The 20,612-nt window shown below is 73.5% G+C and carries 10 protein-coding genes; 6 read left to right on the plus strand and 4 right to left on the minus strand.

Annotated elements, in window-relative coordinates; translation table 11 throughout:
• Positions 1-30: 30 nt before the first annotated feature.
• On the minus strand, positions 31-1,854 hold the full coding sequence (gene asnB / locus J7E86_RS04970) for an asparagine synthase (glutamine-hydrolyzing) (protein ID WP_215080133.1): 1,824 nt from the start codon (positions 1,852-1,854) through the stop codon (positions 31-33).
• Positions 1,855-1,976: 122 nt separating this feature from the next.
• Positions 1,977-8,066: a type I polyketide synthase gene (locus J7E86_RS31525; protein ID WP_215080135.1), complete on the minus strand. Its 6,090-nt coding sequence runs from the start codon at positions 8,064-8,066 to the stop codon at positions 1,977-1,979.
• Between the two features lie 293 nt (positions 8,067-8,359).
• Here J7E86_RS31525 and J7E86_RS04980 point away from each other — a divergent pair, with 293 nt between their 5' ends.
• On the plus strand, positions 8,360-11,185 hold the full coding sequence (locus J7E86_RS04980; RefSeq protein ID WP_215080136.1) for an AAA family ATPase: 2,826 nt from the start codon (positions 8,360-8,362) through the stop codon (positions 11,183-11,185).
• Between the two features lie 143 nt (positions 11,186-11,328).
• On the opposite strand, the gene J7E86_RS04985 is transcribed toward J7E86_RS04980, so the two are convergent.
• Complete coding sequence (locus J7E86_RS04985) at positions 11,329-12,426, minus strand: mechanosensitive ion channel family protein (protein WP_215080138.1); 1,098 nt, start codon at positions 12,424-12,426, stop codon at positions 11,329-11,331.
• Between the two features lie 264 nt (positions 12,427-12,690).
• Positions 12,691-13,227, minus strand: a complete 537-nt coding sequence (locus J7E86_RS04990) for a hypothetical protein (protein ID WP_215080140.1) — start codon at positions 13,225-13,227, stop codon at positions 12,691-12,693.
• Positions 13,228-13,260: 33 nt separating this feature from the next.
• Between J7E86_RS04990 and J7E86_RS04995 the strand changes: the two genes are divergently transcribed.
• From J7E86_RS04995 to J7E86_RS05015, 5 genes are all read left to right on the plus strand, one after another.
• A complete protein-coding gene (locus J7E86_RS04995; protein ID WP_215080142.1) occupies positions 13,261-14,001 on the plus strand; it encodes a response regulator transcription factor in 741 nt (246 codons plus the stop codon).
• A complete protein-coding gene (locus J7E86_RS05000; protein ID WP_215080144.1) occupies positions 13,998-15,422 on the plus strand; it encodes a HAMP domain-containing sensor histidine kinase in 1,425 nt (474 codons plus the stop codon). Before J7E86_RS04995 ends, J7E86_RS05000 begins: the two co-directional genes overlap by 4 nt.
• Before the next feature lie 194 nt (positions 15,423-15,616).
• Positions 15,617-17,047: a cellulose binding domain-containing protein gene (locus J7E86_RS05005; protein WP_215080145.1), complete on the plus strand. Its 1,431-nt coding sequence runs from the start codon at positions 15,617-15,619 to the stop codon at positions 17,045-17,047.
• Positions 17,048-17,156: 109 nt separating this feature from the next.
• Complete coding sequence (locus J7E86_RS05010; protein ID WP_215080147.1) at positions 17,157-18,194, plus strand: lytic polysaccharide monooxygenase; 1,038 nt, start codon at positions 17,157-17,159, stop codon at positions 18,192-18,194.
• Positions 18,195-18,555: 361 nt separating this feature from the next.
• Positions 18,556-20,601, plus strand: a complete 2,046-nt coding sequence (locus J7E86_RS05015) for an RICIN domain-containing protein (protein ID WP_251018662.1) — start codon at positions 18,556-18,558, stop codon at positions 20,599-20,601.
• The last annotated feature ends 11 nt before the right edge of the window (positions 20,602-20,612 follow it).

Here is a 20,612-nt window from a genome sequence, read left to right on the forward strand (position 1 = left end):
CTTCACTGGGGCGTGCGGCGGACGGGTGGGTCAGAGGGCGAGGCGCACCGGCAGGCGGCGCAGCCAGGCGTCGAGGTGGAGGACGAACTCGACGTCCGCCCGGCCGAGCCAGCCGCCCCGGTCCAGCAGACGGGGGTCGTCGGCCACTCGGCGGGCGGCGGCCCGGTCCAGCAGTGGCCGGACCGGGGCGGCGGTGTCTTCCAGCAGGGCCCGCAGCCGGACCGTCAGCCGCTGTTTGTAGGCGGGGTGGTAGGTGATCGGGAAGGGGACCTTCGGCCGGGTGAGGACGGACTCGGGCAGCAGGTCACGGGCGGCGGTCCGCAACAGGTCCTTCTCGCGGCCGTCGAAGGACTTCATCTGCCAGGGCACGTTGTAGAGGTAGACGAGCAGGCGGTGGTCGGCGAAGGGAAAACGCACCTGGAGTCCCACGGCGGCGGCGAGGCGCTCGGAGTGCTGCACCGCCTGCTCGTGCAGGCGGGTCATATGGAGGTAGTCGATCTCGCGGGCCCTGCGGTCGGCAGCGGTCGAACCGTCCAGGTGGGGGACCTCGGCACGGGCCTCCTGGTACAGCGCGGCGCAGTGCCCGCTCAGGTCCGCCTCGTGCAGCAGGTCCGGGTCGAAGAGTCCGTTGCCGATGCCGTTGGCCATGCCGAGGCGGTGCGCCCGCTCGATCCAGGGGAAGGTCCGTTCCCGGGCGGTGACGGGTTCCCCCGCGCCGAACAGCCCGCCGAAGGCCGCGTCGGCGGCCTCCCCGCTGAGCACCACCCGCTCCTGCTCGGCGATCCGCCGGTAGAACAGGTAGGGCGTCAGGTTCTTGTCGCCGAAGGGGTTGGGAGCGTCCTTGGCCGCGAGCACGGCGGCCTCGGTGACCGGATCGGTGAGTTCGCCCGGATCGATCGCCACGTCCTGGTGGTGGCAGCCCAGGCGCCGCACCACGTCCAGGGCGAAGGGCCGGTCGGGTGCCGGCACCGCCCGGTCACCGCCGAAGTCGACGGTGAAGGTGCGGGGCGGGCTGCCCCGGAGGGCCGCGGCGAATCCGGCGAGGGCGCTGGAGTCCAGTCCGCCGGAGAGCAGCACGGCCGGTTCACCCCCGACGGCGTCCCGGCCGATCGCCTCCTCCAGGAGCCCGCGGGCGGTCCGCACCGTCAGGTCGAGGTCGTGCTCGTGCGGCCGCGCCTCGTACCCCCAGTACCGCTGTTCCGCGATGCCGTCGGCGCGTACGCACACCACGTGGGCGGCCCTGACCTCGTGCACCCCCCGCAGGACGGCCCGGCCCGGCTCGCGCACCTGGGAGAGCACGGAGCACAGGCCGCGCATGTCCAGCTCGGCGGGTATCAGGGGGTGTTCCACGAGCGCGGCGAGCTCGGAGGCGAAGGCCAGGCCGCCGTCGGGCAGCCGGGCGTAGCTCAGCGGCTTGATGCCCAGGCGGTCGCGGCACAGCAGCAGTTCACCGGTGCGCGCGTCCCAGGCCGCGAAGGCGAACAGCCCTTCCAGCCGTGCCGCCGCGCCGGGCCCCCACGCCAGCACGGCGTGCAGGACCGTACCGGCGTCGCTGCGGGTCCGGACGGTGCGGCCGCTCGCGGCCAGGGCCGTGCGCAGCTCGGCGGCGTTGGTGAGGGCGCCGTCGAAGGTGATGGCGCCTAGGGTCCGCCCGTCCTCCACGACGACCTCGGGCCCGGCGGTGGCATGCGGGTCGATGCCGTCCGCGCGATGGCCCAGAGTCAGGTGGCGGTCGGACCACAGCCCCTCGCCGTTCCGGCCGCGCGCCGCCAGGCGTGCGGTCATGGCGGCGACGGCGAATCCCTCACGGGACAGATCCCGTTGGTGGTCCACCCAGCCGGCGAGCCCGGACATGGCGTTCTCCTCATCGCTCTGATCACTCTGATCACTCTGATCGGTCTGTCATGGGTTGCTCATGGGTTTGCTCATGGGCCCGGTGTGCACCGGTCCGCGGACCGGTCGTACGGCCCGGGCGGTCAGGCCCGCGTCGCGGCCAGGGCGCGGCGGATCTCGGCGGCGAGTGCCGGGGCGTGCGTCCGTCCGAGCACGGTCCAGTGGTCGCCCGGTACGGAACGGACGACCGCCCCGGCCCCGTACAGCGCGGCGAGCCGTCCGGTCAGCCGGGCCCGGACCGTGGCGTCGGCGCCCGCCTTGAGCAGGAGCAGCCCGCCGGCCACCGGCCTGGGGCGGTGCCGCAGCATGGCGGTGATGCTCGCGTTGTGCACCCGCACGTAGTCGGGGCTCCCGTCCGTCGTCAGCCCGGCCACATCGCCGATGCGGGCCACCTCACCGAGACGGCCGACCCGGTCGCGGTCCGCCCCGGGCCACCGGCCCGCGCCGAGCAGCAGTGCCCGGCCGCGTTGGAAACGGGCCTCCAGCTGCAGGCGGACACTGGGCAGGAGCCAGGACGGCAGCGCGCCGACCGGCAGGCCCTTGGTCGGCGGCAGGAAACCGTCGATGCCGAGCAGCAGCTCCACCCGCTCCCCGGTGGCCTCCAGCAGCCGGGTCATCTCGTGCGCGACCATGGCGCCGTACGACCAGCCGCCCAGCAGGTACGGGCCCTGAGGCCGGATCCGGCGGATGACGGAGACGTGGTGCGCGGCCAGGTCCTCGAGCCGGGTAGGTGGTCTGCGGCCGTCGTGGAGGCCGGGCGACTCGATGCCGTACACCGGCCGGGTGTCGTCGAGGTGGCCGGCGAGATGCCGGTAGCACAGGCTGCTGCCGGAAGCGGGAGGCACGAGGAACAGCGGGGTGCCGGGGCCGCCTTCCCTGAGCAGCGTGAGGTGGCTGGGGAGTGCGGCCGGGGCCGGGTCGTCCGGCACGGCGTCGGCGGCGGGCGGCGTCACGGCCGCGGGGGCGGCCTGCCGGACGGCGGCGACCAGCCCGGCGAAGGTCAGTTCGCGCGGCAGCGAGACCGCGGAGACCCGGTGGCCGAGCCTGCTCCGGACGAGACCGGTGAGCTGAACGAGCATCAGGGAGTCCCCGCCCAGCAGGTGGAAGTCGTCCCGTTCGGCGGCGGCCGGTGTGCCCAGCACCTCGCACCACAGGTCCGCGACCGCCGCGGCCAAGGCGTCCCGCGTCGGACGCGGTGCCGCCTCCTCCGACGACGCCACAGGACCGGGCGCCCCTGCCGTACCGCCCCGCGCCGGACGTACCGGGTCCAGGGGCGGGACGTCCTCCGGTGCGCCCGGCCGGCTCAGCGGCCCGGTCAGCCGCAGCGTGCCGGGCGGCAGCCCGCTGCCGAGCAGCGCGGCCATGTCCGCCGGAGCGGTCCGGGGAATCTCCAGGTGCCCCCACGCGGGGCTGTCCGGGTCCGGGTCGAGCAGGCGGCGCACCTGCTGCGCCCGCCAGTCGGCCGGGTCGTCGGTGACGACCCAGGCGGGACCGGTGGCCGGCACCGCCGTACGCAGCTCCTCCCACCGGGCGGCGGCCTGCGGAGCGTGCTCCAGGCCGGGCACGTAGAGCAACGCGTCGGCGCCGTCCGTCCGCGGGAGACCGGCCACCGTCCGCCGCAGCCGTGCGACCGGGCGGGCGTCGGCGTCGGCGGGGCGTGCGGCGAGGACGACGAGGTGGTCGCTGTCCAGGCTGGCGGGCACCGGCCGGGCGTCGGCGAACCCGGCTTCGTCCAGGGCCCGCAGCCAGGTCTTGGCGTCGAGGTGGATGGAGTCGGTCCGCAGTTCGTCGGCGAAGCCCCACCAGCCCGGGGCGAGGCCCCACAGCACATGGGACCAGCGGGGGATGTCCGTCACCTCCACCAGGCCGACCCGGCCGCCCGGCCGCAGCAGCCCGGCCAGGTGGCGCAGTGCGACCGGCACCGAGGGGGTGGCGTGCACGACGTTGTAGCCGAGGACGAGGTCGTAGCTGCCCGGCACCAGGCCCTGGGCGGCGGGGTCCTGGCCGATGTCGTAGGTGGAGAACCGCATGTCGGGCAGGCCCAGTTCGGCGGCGCGGGTCTGTGCGCGGCGCACGATCAGGGGGCTGATGTCGGTGAAGTGGTATTCGACACCGTGGCGGCCGGGCCAGTCGGTGAGCAGCGGCCAGGTGAGCCGTCCGGTGCCCGCTCCGATCTCCAGGACGCGCAGTGGCCTGTCGTCGTCACGCCGGGCGGTGACGTCGCGCACGACCGTACGCAGGGCGTCGAGGGCGGCCGCGTTCTCGTCGAGGGGAACCCGGTTGTCCATGAGGCAGGTGTGGAGGAAGTCGTCCTCCGCGTCCGGGTAGAGGACGGAGACGGGGGTGCGGCGGCCCGCGAAGACGGCGGGGTAGGCGTCGGTGACGTGGTCCAGCATGCGGGTGAGGCCCGGGAGTTCGCCGAGCCCGTCACCGGCGCGCAGGGCGTCGGCGACGCCTTCGGCGATGTCATCGGCGGTGTACCAGCCGTCCTCCTCGCGGCGCAGCCACCCCTCCTCCGCGAGCATGCGCAGGCAGAAGCCGACGAGGGCCGGGAGCCGGTCCTCCGGGTCGATCCGGCGGCGCAGATCCTCGTCGCCCCTCCGCTGCCCGCCGGAAAGGCCCGTGAGCGAGAGGAATTGGCGGCCTATGAGACCGGCGCAATAGCGGTCCAGGTCACGGCCGAGCCGGGACCGGCGGGTCAGGGGCGGCTCGGCGCTGTTCCAGGGGGCGTCGGCCACCGCTGTGGCGAAGAGGCCGGTACGGTCCGGGTCCGGGGCGAGGTCGACGTAGGCGACCAGCGGCAGGCCGTGACCGGCCAGGTCGGCGGCGAGGCCGGCACCGTCCGGCCGTCCGTCGGCGATCAGCGTCCAGCGGGCGGGGGCCCGCTCCGGGGAGGTGGACGCGGCGGCGGCTGCGCCGGACACGGGTACGGGCGGCACGGGGACGGAACGGGCGGTGCGGGCCCACCAGCTCCGGCCCCGCCAGGCGTAGCAGGCGGCCGGGCCGTCCAGGGCCGGCAGGCGGGAGGGGCCGGGTCCGGCACCGAGGTCGAGCAACGCCACACGGAGGGCGGAACGGTCCTGGTGCTCGGCCCAGGCGGTGAGCGCGGCGGCGCCCGGAGAGAGCGCGTGCTCGGCGAGTATGCCGGTCAGGGCGTGTCCGGCGAGCAGGAGCGGGGCGCCGAGCCGCCGGGCGGTGGCGGCGAGCGTGTCGAGTACGGCGGAGGTGCCCGGGTCCGTGGGGTCGGCGGCAGGGGGCAGGGCCGCGAGGACGAGCGGTGTCCGCGTTCCCGACGCGGCGAGGGCGGCCGTCGCCGCGCCCGGGGAACCGGGCTGCCAGGGGGTCCGGATGACGGCGGCCGGTGCGGCGGAGGCGTCGGCCAGTGCCGAGGCGGCGAGCGACTCCAGACCGGGCTCGGCATCGCCGACCAGCAAGACGCCGTCGTACGCGCCCGGGCGGGCGGTGGGCGTCTGGCTCCAGGTGGGCGTGGTCAGGGGGGCCGCGGCGATCGCCGGCACGGGCGCCCGCCCCGGCACGGGAAGGAGGCGCGCGTGCGAGCCGGTGGGGGTGGGCGCGAAGGGGTGGGGCGGCAGGGAGCAGCGCGCAGCGGGCTCGGGGTGTTCCAGCGTCTCCCAGGGCACGTCCAGGCCCTCTTCCCACAGCCGGGCCACAGCGCTCAGCAGGGCGGTGGTCTCCTGCTCCGGGTGGCGGCCGAACAGGGTGACGGGGACGGCGTCCACGGCCTGGCGCGCGGCTTCGCGCGTGAGGGAATCGCCCGGCCCCAGCTCGATCAGCAGCCGGGCGCCGGCTCCGGCCAGGGTGCGCATCCCCTCTTCCAGCCGGATGGTCCCCAGCAGCTGGTCCGCCCAGTAGCCGGGGTCGCCGGCGCGGTCGGCCTCGGCCCAGGTGCCGGTCGGATTCGACACGTACGGCACCTGCGGCGCCCGGGCGGGGACGGCCGCCACCGCGCGGCGCAGGGAGTCGGCCGCGCCGGTCATCAGCGGGGAGTGGAAGGCGTGCACGGTGTCGAGCAGGCGCGCGGCGACTCCTCGTGCGCCCTGCTCGAGAGCCAGCTGTTCGATGCGGGCGGCCGGGCCGGACAGCACGACGTGACCGGTGCCGGCGACGGCGAGTGCCACGCCGTCACCCAGCAGCGGGGCGGCCTCCGAGGGCGGCAGGCGCAGGGCGAGCATGCTGCCGGGGCCGGCCTCGTGCATCGCGGTGGCGCGCTCCCACACCAGGCCCAGAGCGTCCTCGCGGCTCCAGACTCCCGCGACGGCGGCCGCCACGTACTCCCCGACGCTGTGGCCGTACATGGCGGCCGGGGTGATGCCCCAGGACGCCAGCTGCGCCGCCATCGCACAGCCGTGGGCGAACAGGCCGAGCTGCTGGTGACGGGTGTCGGTGAACCAGTCACGGTCGGTGCCGGGATCGAGGACGCGGCCCAGGTCGACGCCGAAGCGCGTCCGGCAGTCGGCACGGCACTCCTCGAAGACTTCGCGGAAGACCGGCAGCAGAGCATGGGCGGCCCGGCCCTGCCCGGCTCGCAGGGTGCCCTGGCCGGGGAAGAGGAAGGCGGCCCCGGGGCCGGGCAGCGCCCGGGTGGTGCGGTCGGCGGCACGCAGCCGGTCGGCCGCCTGCGCGCTGCTGTCCGCGACCACGGTGAGGCGGTGCGGGAACCGGCGACGCTCCGTCAAGGTGTGCGCCACGTCCTGGATCACGGGTGCGTCGTCGGCGGCGAGCCGGTCGGCGAGCCGCTCGCGCAGGGTGTGGAGGGCCTCCGGGGTCGCCGCCGACAGGCACAGGGCACGGGGGGTGCCGGCGCCTTCGGTGGCTCCTGTGACCTCTGCCGCCTCTGCGGGAGTCCGTCGGCCGGCCGCGGGGAGCGGGGCCTCCTCCAGGATGAGATGGGCGTTGGTACCTCCGATGCCGAAGGAACTGACACCGGCCAGCCGGGGGCTCGCGGACTCCCACACCCGGTGCTCGGTGCTGATGCCGAAGGGCGAGCCCTCCAGTTCCAGTGCGGGATTGGCCCGGGTGAAATGCGGTGTGGGGACGAACGCGCGGTGCTGGAGCATCAGCGCGGCCTTGATCAGTCCGGCGATGCCGGCGGTGGCGCCGGTGTGACCGATGTTGGCCTTGACCGTTCCGATCAGACAGTGCCCGGTACGGAGGTCCGGGCCGCCGCTCTCGCGGAACGCGGCCGTGAGCGCCGCCAGCTCGACCGGATCGCCGACCGGGGTGCCGGTGCCGTGCGCCTCGACGTAACCGATCTCCGCGGCGCCGACCCCGGCCTGGGCGAGGGCCGTCAGGATCACGTCGCGCTGCCCGGTCACCGACGGCGCGGTGTAACCGACCTTGTCGCCACCGTCGTTGTTGACCGCCGACCCCCGGATCACGGCGATGATCCGGTCGCCGTGGTCCAGCGCGTCGGCGAGGCGTTTGAGGACGACCACGCCGACGCCTTCGCCGTTGACCGTGCCGGCCGCCTCGGCGTCGAACGCACGGCAGTGGCCGTCCGGGGAGAGGATGCCTCCCTCCTGGTGCAGGTGGCCACCGGCCGTGGGCAGCCGGAGCGAGGCACCGCCGGCGAGGGCCACGTCGCACTCGTAACCGAGCAGCGCCCGGCATGCCTGGTGCACGGCGACGAGGGCGGTCGAACAGGCCGTCTGCACGGTGACGGCCGGCCCGCGCAGGCCGAGCTTGTAGGCGACACGGGTGGCCAGGAAGTCCTTCTCCCGGCCGATGATCCGCTGCGTGGCGAGGGCGGGGTCGGCGGGGCCGGGGGCCACCGGCGGGGTGATGTCGCACCCGGCGTAGACGCCGGTCCACTGCCCGGCGCGAGCGGGGTCGATCCCGGCGTCGTCGAACGCCTGTGCCGCGCACTCCAGGAAGATCCGGTGCTGGGGATCGATGCTCGCGGCCTCGGCGGCGCTGTAGCCGAAGAAGTCCCGGTCGAAGAGATCGCCGCCGCTGATCACCCCGCGGGCGGGAACGAAGTCGGGGTGCGCGGCGAGAGCGGGGTCCACCCCCGCCTCCAGCAACTCGGCCGTGCCGAACCGGCTGATGCCGTCCGCTCCCGTCCGGAGGTTGTGCCAGTACTCCGCGACGTCGCGGGCCCCGGGCAGACGGCAGCTCATACCCACCAGGGCGACGGCGTTCTCGTGGTTCATCAGGTGTGTATCTCCCGGTCCGTACGGAATGGGGCCGATCCGGCACTTCCCGGTCCTACATTCCTCCACGGGCAACCGCCGGACCATCGTGGTCGACCACGAGATCGACCACGAGATCGGCCACGGGACCGGTGAGGAAACCGGCGGCCACAGGCGGCCGAGTGAGGTGGATCACAGCACTTGCCGGGGGAACCGGAGTTTCATGATCAACGTTGCGTCGACAACGGACAGTGGGCGGAAGACCGGACAGTGATCCGCCGGCACTGCCGCCTTGAGCACCCGGGAGAACCGAGATGACCATGACCTCGCCAAGGGTCGGCACCGGCGGGCACACCGATCGGCTGTGGGAGCGCGACACCGTCCTGAGCCGGATGACGGCACTGGCCTGCCGGGTGGAGGGGGGTGCCGGGGGCCTACTGGTGATCCGCGGCGGCACCGGCACCGGCCGCACGACCCTGCTCGAATCGTTCGCCCGGGACGAGGCGCACCGTGGGACGGCCGTCCTCGGCGCCCGCTGCTCCGCCGACGAGTCGGACGCCGGCCACGGTGCCGTACTCCAGCTCTTCGAGAGCGAACTCCAGTCCGTACCGGGCCGTCCACCGGCCGTCGGCCGCGAGCACCGGGGCAGATCCCTGCACGGCGACGACCTGCCGTCCCGGCTGTGGAGACTGCTCCGGTCCAAGGCCTCGGCAGGGCCCGTCCTGCTCGCCGTGGACGACATCCATCTGGCCGACGCGCCCTCACGGCGCTGGCTCGCCCAGGTCGCCCGCCGGCTGGACCGACTGCCCGTCCTGCTCGCCGTGACCGAGCGGTGGCAGTACGACCTCGTCCCGCCGGCCCCCGCCTTCGCCCACGTCGTCGGGCAGTCCCCCGCCCACCTGTGCACGCTCAAGCCGCTCGGCCCGGCCGCCTCCGCGTCACTGGTCCGCACCGCCCTCGGAGAAGAGACCCCGAACTCGCTGACAGCGGACTGCCATCGCGTCAGCGGCGGCAACCCGATGCTGCTGCACGCGCTTCTCTCCGACCTGCGCGAGATCACCGCCGACGGCACACACGCGTCCCGCCTGCCCGAAAGCTGCGCGGAACTCCACCCGGGCATGTTCGCCGGCGCGGTGGCCCGGTGGCTGAACAGCTGCGGCCCACGGACAGCGGACACCGCCCGCGCGTTCGCCGAGCTCCAGGACGAGGACGACGCCCTCGCGCTGCTGCCTCAGGTGACCGGATGCGACCCGGTGCGCGTGCCCGGCTGGGCCGCCGAAGTCGCGCGTCAGGGGCTCCTCCGGCACTGTCCGGCGGCCGGTCGCGCGGCCTTCGCCCACCCCCTGCTGCGGGAGGCGGTGACGGACTCCTGGCACGCGCACCAGCGCACGGAGGTGCGCCGGCACACCGCGGAACTGCTCCACCACCGTGGCGATCCGGTGGAGGCGGTGGCGCGCCATCTGCTGCCGGTGCCCGCCGTCGGAGCTCCCTGGGCCGCGGACGTGCTGGTCGACGCCGCCGGCCGGGCGGTCCGCGACGGAAGGACGGACGACGCCGTGGCCGCCCTGCGGCGGGCGCTGGCCGAGCCCCTGTCCGCCCGGCGGCGGGGCGACGTGCTCACCGAGCTCGGCTGCCTCGAGGTCCCGGCCGAACGGGCCGCCGGCGTACGGCATCTCGCCGAGGCGCTCCGCCTGCAGCAGCGCGACGGCGGGAAGGTGCGGGCCGCCACCACCCTCGGTACGGCCCTGGTCGCCCGCGGCGAGGTGCAAACCGCCCTGGAGGTACTGAGCGACCTCTCCGAGGCGTTCGCGGACTCCACGGATCTGGCGCACGCGGCGCAGGCCGCGACCGCCCTGATCTCCTCGCACGACGGCGGCACCTGGCTCCAGGTCGTGGCCCAGCTCAGGCGCGCCGAGGAACGGTCCCCCGGCGGACTGGCACCGACGGCACTGGCCCTGCTCACCGAATACGACGCGACCGCCGGGCGGTTGTCGGCACGCGAGGTCATGGAGCGCGTCCGGACGCTCACGGCCGTCCCGCTCGATCCGCTGCTCGAACCGTATCTCCTGGCATCCGCCGCGACCCTGGCCCAATGGGCGGACCAACTGGGGGAAGCCGACCGGCTGGTGGCACGCGGGCTCGCCGCCTACCGGCCACCGCTCCTGCACCCCGCTCACCAGAGTCTGCTGAGCGTACAGGCGGAGGGCGAGGTGATGCGTGGCCGCTACGACGTCCTGCTCGCGGCCCGTCCTCTGTGGCCGGCGGCCCCGGAGCGGCGGACGGACCCCTACCCGGGCAACATCCACCTCCGGTCCCAGGCCCTCATCGCCCTGACCGAGACCGGGCGGCTGTCCGACGCCGAACGGCTCGCCGACACCGTCGCCGCTCGCGGGCCGCACGGTTCCTGGGAGTGGAGCGAATTCCTCTACGCGCGGGGACTGTTGCGCAGCGCCGCGGGAGACCCCGCCGGCGCCCTCCCCGACCTGTTGGAATGTGGTCGGCGGCAGTCCGCCCGGGAGTCGGTGAGCCCGATCGTGACGCCCTGGCGGTCCGCCGCCGCCGATTGCCATGTGGCCCTGGGTTCCGCCGAGCACGCGGTGCCGCTCGCCGAGGAGGAACTACGGCTCGCCCGGATCTGGGGCACCCCGCGCACCATGGGCCGGGCCCTGCGGGCCCTGGCCGTGTCCCTCGGCGGCCGGCACGGCCTGGAGCTCGCCGAGCAGGCGGTGGAAACCCTCCGCGGCGCGGCGGAGCCGCTCCCCGAACTCGTCCCGGCGCTCATCTCGCTCGGGCAGGCTCTGCACGACTCCGGCCAGCGTCAACAGGCCCGCGACGTACTGCGGGAGGCGGCGCAGCAAGCCGAATGGCTCGGCGCCGCACGAGCCCGGCTGACGGCGGAACAGGCCCTGCGGCGGTGCGGGGCCCGGCGGTTGCGGGCGCAGCATACGGGCGCGAGCGCGCTCACCTCTTCCGAGCGGCGCATCGCGCAGCTGGCCGCGACGGGGCACAGCAACAAGGAAGCGGCGGAGTTGCTGCATCTCGCCGTGCGTACGGTGGAGACCCATCTGACGCACTGCTACCGCAAGCTCGGCATCCGCCGCCGCGCGGACCTGCCGGCCGCGCTCGGAGACACACCGTAGGCAGTGTCCGGCGGATCGTCGGCTACGGGCTTTCCCTGCCGCCTGCGGGCGCGTACTCGAGCTCCCCCAGCGGTAGCCGGGGGAGCCTGAGGACACCGCCGCGCAGCGGTGGTGCGCACGACACGGGCCGCAGCACCCGCCGCTCAGCCCACCGTGCCGGCGCGGTCCGCCGCGGCGTCGGGCGACACGCGCGGGTGCGGGATCACGGCCTCCCCGTACTGCTGCAGGGAGACGGTCCGGGCGGGGGAGGGGATGCGGATGCCCTCGGCGCGGTACCGCTGGTGCAGGCGCTTGATGAACTCGTGCTTGACGCGGTACTGGTCACTGAACTCGCCGACACCGAGGATCACCGTGAGGCCGATCCGGGAGTCCCCGAACGTGTGGAAGCGGACGGCCGGCTCGTGATCGGGGTCGGCGCCGGGGACGTCCTTCATGACGCGCTCGACGACCTCGTTGGTGATGCGTTCGACCTGTTCCAGGTCGCTGTCGTAGCCGACGCCCACCTGCACCGTGACGGACAGCCTCTGTTCGGGCCGGGTGAAGTTGGTCATGTTCGTGCCGGCGAGCTTGGCGTTGGGGATGATGACCAGGTTGTTCGAGAGCTCCTCCACCACCGTGATGCGCCAGTTGATGTCGCGGACGTAGCCCTCCTCACCGCTGCTGAGCTGGATGTAGTCGCCGGGCTGTACCGTCTTCGAGACGAGGATGTGCACGCCCGCGAAGAGGTTCGCCAGCGTGTCCTTCAGCGCCAGGGCGATCGCCAGACCGCCCACGCCGAGGGCGGTGAGCAGCGGGGCGATGGATATGCCGAGGGTCTGCAGGATGACGAGGAAGCCCATCGACAGCACCGCGATGCGCGTGATGTTGACGAATATCGTGGCCGACGCGGCCACACCGGATCTGGACTGCGCCATCGACTGCACCAGGCCGCTGACCACCCGGGCGGCGGTGAGCGTGGCGGTCAGCATGACGAGGGCCGTCAGGACCTGATTGACGGTGTGTCCGACCTGGTGGGTCAGTGGGAGGGCCGCGGCGGCCGACGCCACGCCGGCCGCCACCGCGGACCAGGGGACGAGCGTGCGCAGCACGTCGACGATGATGTCGTCGCCGCTCCACTTGGTCCTGCGGGCCCGCTCGCCGAGCCAGCGCAGGATGACCCGCAGGACGAGGGCCAGCGCCAGCCCGGCGGCGAGCGCGATGCCGGCCGCGATGGCGTCGTGCAGCGTCAGATCCCGGGTCACCGGCTTCCCTCCTGCGTCGCGGAGAGCGGAGCGGCCGCGTCGTACGCCACCGGATGTGCCGAGTAATGGTTCGTCAACTTCTACCTGCCTGTCCTGACGGATCGTGATCGCCCCTGGTCACGGTGGTGAACCCGGCGCGAGAAGTCATCCTGCACCACCCCCCGTCCGCCCTCGCACGCCCGGGTGGTCCCGGACGCACGGGCCTGCCGGCGCACCGCACCGCAGCCCCCGCGGGCCCCGTGCCGGTGAACGTCTTCCGGGCCGTCAGCTCTCCACCGTCTGCACCTGCGGCGGATGGCCGTTCCACGTGACGAACACCGAGGTGGTCCGGGTGCCGGACACGAAGTCCACCCGGATCCAGGCGCTCTGCTTCCACACCCGCATCTGCCAGCCCTCCTCCGGCGTCGCCGAGACCAGCGCGGCCGAGTCCCCGCCGAGATCGAAGACCACCTGCCCGCCCCGGACCGGATAGTTCTTCACCTCTCCCGCGCCCGGCGAGGACGAGGTCTCGGAACTCCGCGCGGTCCCGATCCCGGACGTGGGCGAGGGCGGGGCGCTCTGCGGGGACGGTGCCGTGGGGGCCGGGGGAGAGGGCGAGGCCGACGGCTGCGGCACGTGGGCCGAGGGTGCCGAACGGCCCGCCGCCGGCGCCGCGGTGCCGGAGATCGGCAGCGCGCGCGGCGGCTCGTAGGCCGTGCCCGCCAGCACGGTACGCACCCCGTACCAGGACACCGCCATGGCGGCCGCGGTCGCCAGTGCCCACGCCAGGGCCTGCATGATTCCTCGCCTCACCTGGCTCATAGTGCCTCACTCGAATGGCGTACGGTGCGGGCCATGGCAAGACTGCTCGTAGTCGAGGACGATCCGTTCGTACGCTCCGCCCTCATCCGGCAGCTGACCGAGGCCTCGCACACCGTACGCAGCGTCGGCACCGCCCTCGAAGCCCTGCGGGAAGTGGCACAGGTCGGCTTCGACCTGGTCATTCTCGATCTGGGGCTGCCCGATCTCGACGGGGCGCAGGCGCTGAAGATGCTGCGCGGCATCACCGACGTACCGGTCATCGTGGCCACCGCGCGGGACGACGAAGCGGAGATCATCCGGCTGCTCACCGACGGTGCCGACGACTACCTGATCAAGCCGTTCTCCGTGGCGCATCTCACCGCGCGCATGGCCGCCGTGCTGCGCCGTACGGGCAGGGGCGGCGGCGCGGCCGGCGAAGCGGTACCGTCCGCGGCGCTGCGGGTCGGCGGCCTGTCGGTCGACCCGCTGCGCCGGCTGGCGGAACTCGACGGCGCCGTCCTGGGCCTGACCCGGCGTGAGTTCGACCTCCTCGCCTATCTGGCCGGCCGCCCGGGTGTCGTCGTACCGCGCAAGGAACTCCTCGCCGAGGTCTGGCAGCAGTCGTACGGCGACGACCAGACCATCGACGTCCACCTGTCCTGGCTGCGCCGCAAGCTGGGCGAGACCGCCGCCAGGCCCCGCTATCTGCACACCGTCCGCGGGGTCGGGGTGAAGCTCGAACCCCCCGAGGCACCGCCCACGGCGCCCGCGGAGGAGCCCTTGGAGCAGACGTGAGATGGGCACTCATCAGGGTCTCGCTGGCCGTCACCGTGATGGTGGTGCTGGCCTTCGCCGTACCGCTCGGGCTGGTGGTCAAGGAGCTGGCCCGCGACCGCGCCTTCGCCGACGCCGAACGCCAGGCGGCCCAGATCCGGCCCGCCCTCGCCATCACCACCGACCGCGACCAGCTGGAACGGGCGGTCGCCAGCTCGCAGGCCGGCGGGGACGAGCGGATGGCCGTCCACGTACCGGGCCGGGACGGCCCGCAGCGGAAGGCGAGTGCCGAGGCAGGGGACCCGGGTGAGCCGTACGCCATCGGACACCGCCGGGCCGACGCGCGTGACGTGGAGACCGCCCGCCGCGGCCGCTCCGCCGTCACCGCCGTGCCCGGCGGCTACGCCCTGCTCCAGCCGACGGCCCTGAGCACCGGCGCGTTCGCGGTGGTCGAGGTCTACGTGCCGCACCGCGCGGTCGTCAACGGGGTCACCACCTCCTGGGCGATCCTCACCGCCGTGGGCCTCGGCCTGATCGCCGGCTCCCTCGCCACCGCCGACCGCCTCGGCCAGCGCCTGGTCCGCCCGGCGGAGCGGCTCGCCAAGGCCGCCGCCGAGCTGGGGGAGGGGAAGCTGGGCGTGCGCGTACGGGAGGACGGCCCGGCGGAACTGCGCGCCGCGGCCGTCGCGTTCAACTCCATGGCCGACAAGATCGTGCGGCTGCTCTCCAACGAACGCGAGCTCGCCGCCGACCTCTCGCACCGGCTGCGCACCCCGCTCACCGTCCTGCGCCTCAACACGGCCTCGCTCGGGGACGGCCCGGCCGCCGACCAGACCCGCGCCGCCGTCGCCCAGCTGGAGAGCGAGGTCGACCAGCTGATCCGCGCCGCCCGCGAGCAGGGCGAGCGCGCGGCGCGGCCCACCCTCGGCTGCGACGCCTGCGAAGTGATCCGCGGCCGGATGGACTTCTGGTCCGCGCTCGCCGAGGACCAGGGGCGCACGGTGCGCCTCGCGGGCGTCGAGGCGGCCGTACGGGTCCCCGTCGCGCGCCCCGAACTCGTCGCCGCGCTCGACGCGATGCTCGGCAACGTCTTCCGGCACACCCCCGAGGGCACCGCCTTCGCCGTGGACGTGCACCGCAGCGAGGAGGCCGTCATCGTGCTCGACTCCGACGCGGGCCCCGGCATCGCGGACCCGGACGCCGCGCTGCGGCGGGGCCACGGCGCCGGCGGCCCCGGCTCCACGGGCCTCGGCCTGGACATCGTGCGCCGGGTCGCGGAGTCCACCGGGGGCGACGTACGGATCGGACGGTCGGTACTGGGCGGGACGGAGGTACGGGTATGGCTCTCGCTGGAGTCGGGGGGCATGCCGCGACGTGGCGGACGGCGCCGCCGGATCCGCCGCGCCGGTGCGGGCCGGCAGCCCGGCCGACGCGCCTCCTGAGCCCGCCGGCTCGTCAACGCCCCCGCACCCGGCGGTCCCTCGCCGACTGGATCGCGGTCCTTTAACCGTCACCCATGCGTTGCTTAAGCCCGCCATAAATAGCGGCCCCGGAAACATGATTTGACGATTGGTCCGATTCGTTCTCGCTAGCGTCTTGCCGCGTCACCCCCCAACACACGACAGGCAGGTACGCGATGAGTTCCTCCGCACACCGCCGGCGAGTGAGCCGCAAGGCGAAGCTGATCGGTATCGGCGTCGCCGCGACGCTCGCGACGGGCGCCGCGTTCACGCTCACCGGCACGGCGAGCGCCGCGTCGGTCGGCGCGGCCTTCTCCCGCACCGGCTCCTGGACGGGCGGCTACACCGGTCAATTCGTGGTCACCAACGACACCGACAAGGAGCTGTCGGGCTGGACGCTGACGTTCGAGCTTCCGGAAGGCACGAAGGTCACGTCGCTGTGGAACGGCAAGCACACGGTCAGCGGCCGGAACGTCACCGTGAGGCCGGAGAGCTGGAACGGGAGCATCGCCCCGGGGAAGTCCGTGACCGTCGGATTCGTCGCGGCCGGTGACGGGGCGGCCGGTCCCGTCACGTGCCGGATCGACAACGGCACGTGTTCGCTGGACGGGTCCTCCGACCCGCGGCCCACCGAACCGTCGTCCACCCCGTCGGCCGAGCCGTCGCCCTCGCGCCCGGCGCCGACCGCGACCCCGCCGGCCCCGGGCGGCGGGACCGCCGCCTTCGCACCGTACGTCGACACCCTCCTCAACCCCGCCTACGACCTCGTGGACACCGCCAAGAAGACCGGCGTCAAGAACTTCAACCTGGCCTTCATCACCTCCGGGGGAGGCTGCACCCCCAAGTGGGGCGGCGTGAGCGACCTCGGCGCCAACCCCGTGGCCCGGCAGATCGGCCCGCTGCGCGAGGCGGGCGGGGACGTACGGGTCTCCTTCGGCGGCGCGGCCGGTTCCGAACTGGGGCTCGCCTGCTCCACCCCCGACGAGCTCGCCGCCGCGTACGGCAAGGTCGTGGACGCGTACAAGCTCACCAAGGTCGACTTCGACATCGAGGGAGGCGCACTGCCCGACACGGCCGCCAATACCCGGCGCGCCCGGGCCATCGCCCTGCTCCAGAAGAAGCACCCCGGCCTCGACGTGTCCTTCACCCTGCCGGTGATGCCCACCGGGCTCACCCAGGACGGCGTCGGTCTGGTCGAGAACGCCAAGAACAACGGCGTCGCCGTCTCCGCGGTCAACATCATGGCGATGGACTACGGACCGTCCTTCAACGGCGACATGGGGCAGTACGCGATCGACGCGGCCACCGCGACGCACGCCCAGGTCAAGGGCGTGCTGGGGCTGAGCGACGCGGCGGCGTGGAAGGCCGTGGCGGTCACCCCGATGATCGGCGTCAACGACGTGGCCGCCGAGGTCTTCAAGGTCGACGACGCCTCGCAACTGGTGGCGTTCGCCCGGTCCAAGGGCCTGGGCTGGCTGTCGATGTGGTCGGCCACGCGTGACAAGCAATGCCCGGGCGGCGCCCAGAACTCCGCGTCCGCGACCTGTAGCTCGATCCTCCAGGACGAGCTCGCCTTCACCAAGGCGTTCGCCGCACTCCGGCGCTGACGCCTCCTCTCCCCGAAGACCACTCCCACACCCCCCACACCGCCCCGCACGCACGGCACCCCCCACCCCGGCCTGCGTGCGGGGCACCCCCCACCACGAAGGAGATCCCATGCGCATGCGTCATCAGGCCGTACGGATATCCCTGCTCGGCATCGCACCCCTCGCGTTCACCGCGTTGGCCGCGGGACAGGCCGTGGCGCACGGCTCCATGACGGACCCGGTCAGCCGGGTGTCCGCCTGTTTCGCCGAGGGACCGGAGCATCCGCGCTCGGCGGCCTGCAAGGCGATGGTCGCGGCCGGCGGCACCCAGCCGCTCTACGACTGGAACGAGGTCAACATCGGCGACGCCGCCGGGCGGCACCGCCAGATCATCCCGGACGGCAAGCTGTGCAGCGCCGGGCGCGCCAAGTACAAGGGGCTGGACCTGCCGCGCGCCGACTGGCCCGGCACGAAGATCGACTCGGGCAAGCACTCCTTCCGGTACCGGGCGACCGCCCCGCACCGCGGCACGTTCGAGCTGTACATCACGAAGGACGGCTACGACCCGAAGAAGCCGCTGAAGTGGGCCGACCTGGAGGCGAAGCCGTTCGCCAAGGTCACCAACCCCACGCTCGGCAATGGGAGCTATGTCTTCGACGGCACGGTCCCGAAGCGGTCCGGCCGGCACCTGATCTACAGCGTCTGGCAGCGCTCGGACAGCCCCGAGGCCTTCTACACCTGCTCCGACGTGGACCTCGGCGGGAAGGCGGCGGTAACGACGAAGGCGTCGGCGCCCGCCGCGTCCGCACCCAGCGACGAGCAGATCGCCGAGGAGGCCGGAAAGTCGACGGTCGACCACGGCGGACACGGCGGCGACGGCCCCGGCAAGGGCGGCCACGGAGAGGGCGGGCTCCCCCAGAGCGGCCACGAGGACAACGGACAGGGCGAGAACGGGCAGGGCGCGAAAGCTCAAGGCGGGGACGGGCACGAGCCGCACGGCGCGGTGAAGGCCGCCAACGCCCCGGCCGTACAGGGCGGGCGCCTCGCCGAGACCGGCGGTGACAGCCGTACGACCGTGCTGGCCGTCGGCGGCGCCGGGGTGCTGGCAGCCGGTTCCGTCGTCCTGCTGGTGGCCTCGCGACGACGCTCCGCTCGCACCCGGGTCTGAAGAGTAATTGCCGCTCCATAAGGCGCCCTTGGGGATACCTCAAAGGATGCTCAAGGAATGTGATCAAGGGTGATAGCGCTGCCACGCTGTGCAATTGCACACAAGTGGATCTGTTCATTCCATGGTAACGATCTCATTAAGCAACGCCTTTGAAATCGCTGCGCATTGGAATAGACCTTTAGTGGCGGACTATTCAAGTCGCCTTATCTCAAGGGTCACTTGATGGCGCTCGCTGCCGCCCCCGATTCATTCCTTGAATCATGTACAAGATTTCACCCCGCTAAACACCCTGCCTGACGGCCCGTCCGTTCTGGCACACTTCCCGCCACCCACAACTCCCCCACAGAAATGAGGTGTGGCCATGCCCGGTCGCAGAAGACAGGTGCGGCAACGACGAAGAAAGCGCGGCCTGCTCATCGCGGCGGTCGCCGTCACCGCGGGAGCGCTCGCCGGCACGGCGGCGCTCGGCGGCGTCTTCGACCACGACGCGTCCCGGCCGCAGGCCGCCACCGCCCTTCAGGCGGCGGCCGACGGTCCGGCCCCGGCTCCGGCGCACGACACGTCGCCGGAACCCGTGACCCGAATACCCGACGAGGACCGCACCCACGGCCTGGTCTACAAGGGCCTGCGCCCCGCACCCAAGGACGACCGCTGCGCCGGTGTCCTGCGGACCGACGACGGCCGCTGCACGCACGGCCCCGACAAGCCGCCCAAGGGCGTCGACATCGCCAAGGACACGCCGCCCGCCGCGAAGACGCAGGACGTGCCCCGGACGCCGGACCGCCCCGACACGGGCGAGGCGTCCGAGGGGCAGCCGGCCGCCGGCACCACCGCCTCCGTCGACGCCCGCCAGGCGGGCACCGCCGCGGCCAAGACTCCGCCCGCCGCCCCCACCCGGGGCACCGCGAGCGCGAAGGCTGCGCCGGCCGGCCAGGCGGTGCAGTGCGACGGCGACGGCAGCACCGGCAATCGCGTGCAGGTCGTCTACGCGCATGGACCCGGCAACGACCGGTACGCCGAATACCTGGCGTCGTTCCGCAAGTGGGCCGCCGACGCCGACACCATCTACTTCGCCAGCGCGCAGGAGACCGGCGGCGTCCGGCACATCCGGTTCGTGACCGGCGCCGACTGCGCACCGTCCGTGCTCAACGTCGAGGTGCCGAGCTCGGCACTGGCCGAGTTCAGCGCGCTGAACTCCGCACTCGCGGCGAAGGGGTTCGACCGGCGCGACCGCAAGTACATGATCTTCGCGGACGCCAAGGTCTACTGCGGCATCGGCACCTTCAGCGGTGACGAGCGCCCCGGTGCCACCAACCTCAGCAACTTCGGCCCCTCCTACGGCCGTACGGACGCAGGGTGCTGGGGCGGTTCCACCGCCGCGCACGAGCTCGGGCACAACCTCGGAGCGGTGAACAACAGCGCGCCCAACACCAGCCGCGCCGCCCACTGCACCGACGAGTGGGACGTCATGTGCTACTCCGACGCGCCCTACTACCCGGCGATGCGCACCGTCTGCCCCGAACGCGGCCACGACGAGCGCCTCGACTGCAACCACGACGACTACTACCACACCAATCCACAGCCGGGCAGTTACCTGGCGACCCACTGGAACGTCGCGAACAACCAGTTCCTGATGAACGGCAACGGCACGAAGCCGGACCCCGGTCCGAGCCCCACGCCGACGCCGACACCGAAGCCGACCGGCAGCACCGGAACGTCGACGGGCCCCGTCCCGGTCGTCGGACAGCTGACCTCCGACTCGGCCGTGCTCAGCTGGCCGGCGGCCCCCTCCGCGGCCTGGTACCAGCTGCTGCTGGGCGGTAACCACCTGGCGTGGGTCCAGAGCAACTCGGCGCGGATCACCCACCTGCGGCCCGACACCGACTACACGGTCGCCGTCGCGGTACGCGACCGGGCCGGACGCGACTCCAAGGCCGGCCGTGCCGTGTCGTTCCACACCCCGCCCGTCGGCAGCACCACCACCAAGGCCGGCACGCGGTACACGCTGACCAACGGGCGCACCGGACTCGCGGCCGAGATCTGGGGAGGCAAGACCGCGGACGGCACCGTCCTGGTCGGTTCCCAGCCCAACGGCTTCACGCCGCAGCAGTGGTACCTCGACGAGGCCGGCGGCAGCCTGCGACTGCGCTCGGCCGCGTCCGACAAGTGCCTGCAACTCGGCGGGGACGCGGGTACCGGCCAGTGGGTCGCCCAGCGGCCCTGCTCCGGCAGCGCCGCCCAGCAGTGGCAGCTGACCAGGTCGGGCGACGGTCTGCGCCTCACGGCGAAGAACACCTCCCTCGTCCTGGGCGTCGGCAAGCGGCCCTACTACGGGGCCTGGCTGCTCGAACTGCAGAACCCGGACAGCTCCGGCTACCAGGCGTGGACCCTGCAGAAGGCCTCCTGAACCACCCTGCG

The sequence above is a fragment of the Streptomyces sp. ISL-11 genome, assembly GCF_018614525.1.
Lineage (GTDB): Bacteria > Actinomycetota > Actinomycetes > Streptomycetales > Streptomycetaceae > Streptomyces.

Bases quoted from the DNA above. Each gene is read 5' to 3' on its own strand.
- asnB (WP_215080133.1), bottom strand. From the start codon at position 1,854: ATGTCCGGGCTCGCCGGCTGGGTGGACCACCAACGGGATCTGTCCCGT.
- J7E86_RS31525 (WP_215080135.1), bottom strand. From the start codon at position 8,066: ATGAACCACGAGAACGCCGTCGCCCTGGTGGGTATGAGCTGCCGTCTG.
- J7E86_RS04980 (WP_215080136.1), top strand. From the start codon at position 8,360: ATGACCATGACCTCGCCAAGGGTCGGCACCGGCGGGCACACCGATCGG.
- J7E86_RS04990 (WP_215080140.1), bottom strand. From the start codon at position 13,227: ATGAGCCAGGTGAGGCGAGGAATCATGCAGGCCCTGGCGTGGGCACTG.
- J7E86_RS04995 (WP_215080142.1), top strand. From the start codon at position 13,261: ATGGCAAGACTGCTCGTAGTCGAGGACGATCCGTTCGTACGCTCCGCC.
- J7E86_RS05005 (WP_215080145.1), top strand. From the start codon at position 15,617: ATGAGTTCCTCCGCACACCGCCGGCGAGTGAGCCGCAAGGCGAAGCTG.
- J7E86_RS05010 (WP_215080147.1), top strand. From the start codon at position 17,157: ATGCGCATGCGTCATCAGGCCGTACGGATATCCCTGCTCGGCATCGCA.
- J7E86_RS05015 (WP_251018662.1), top strand. From the start codon at position 18,556: ATGCCCGGTCGCAGAAGACAGGTGCGGCAACGACGAAGAAAGCGCGGC.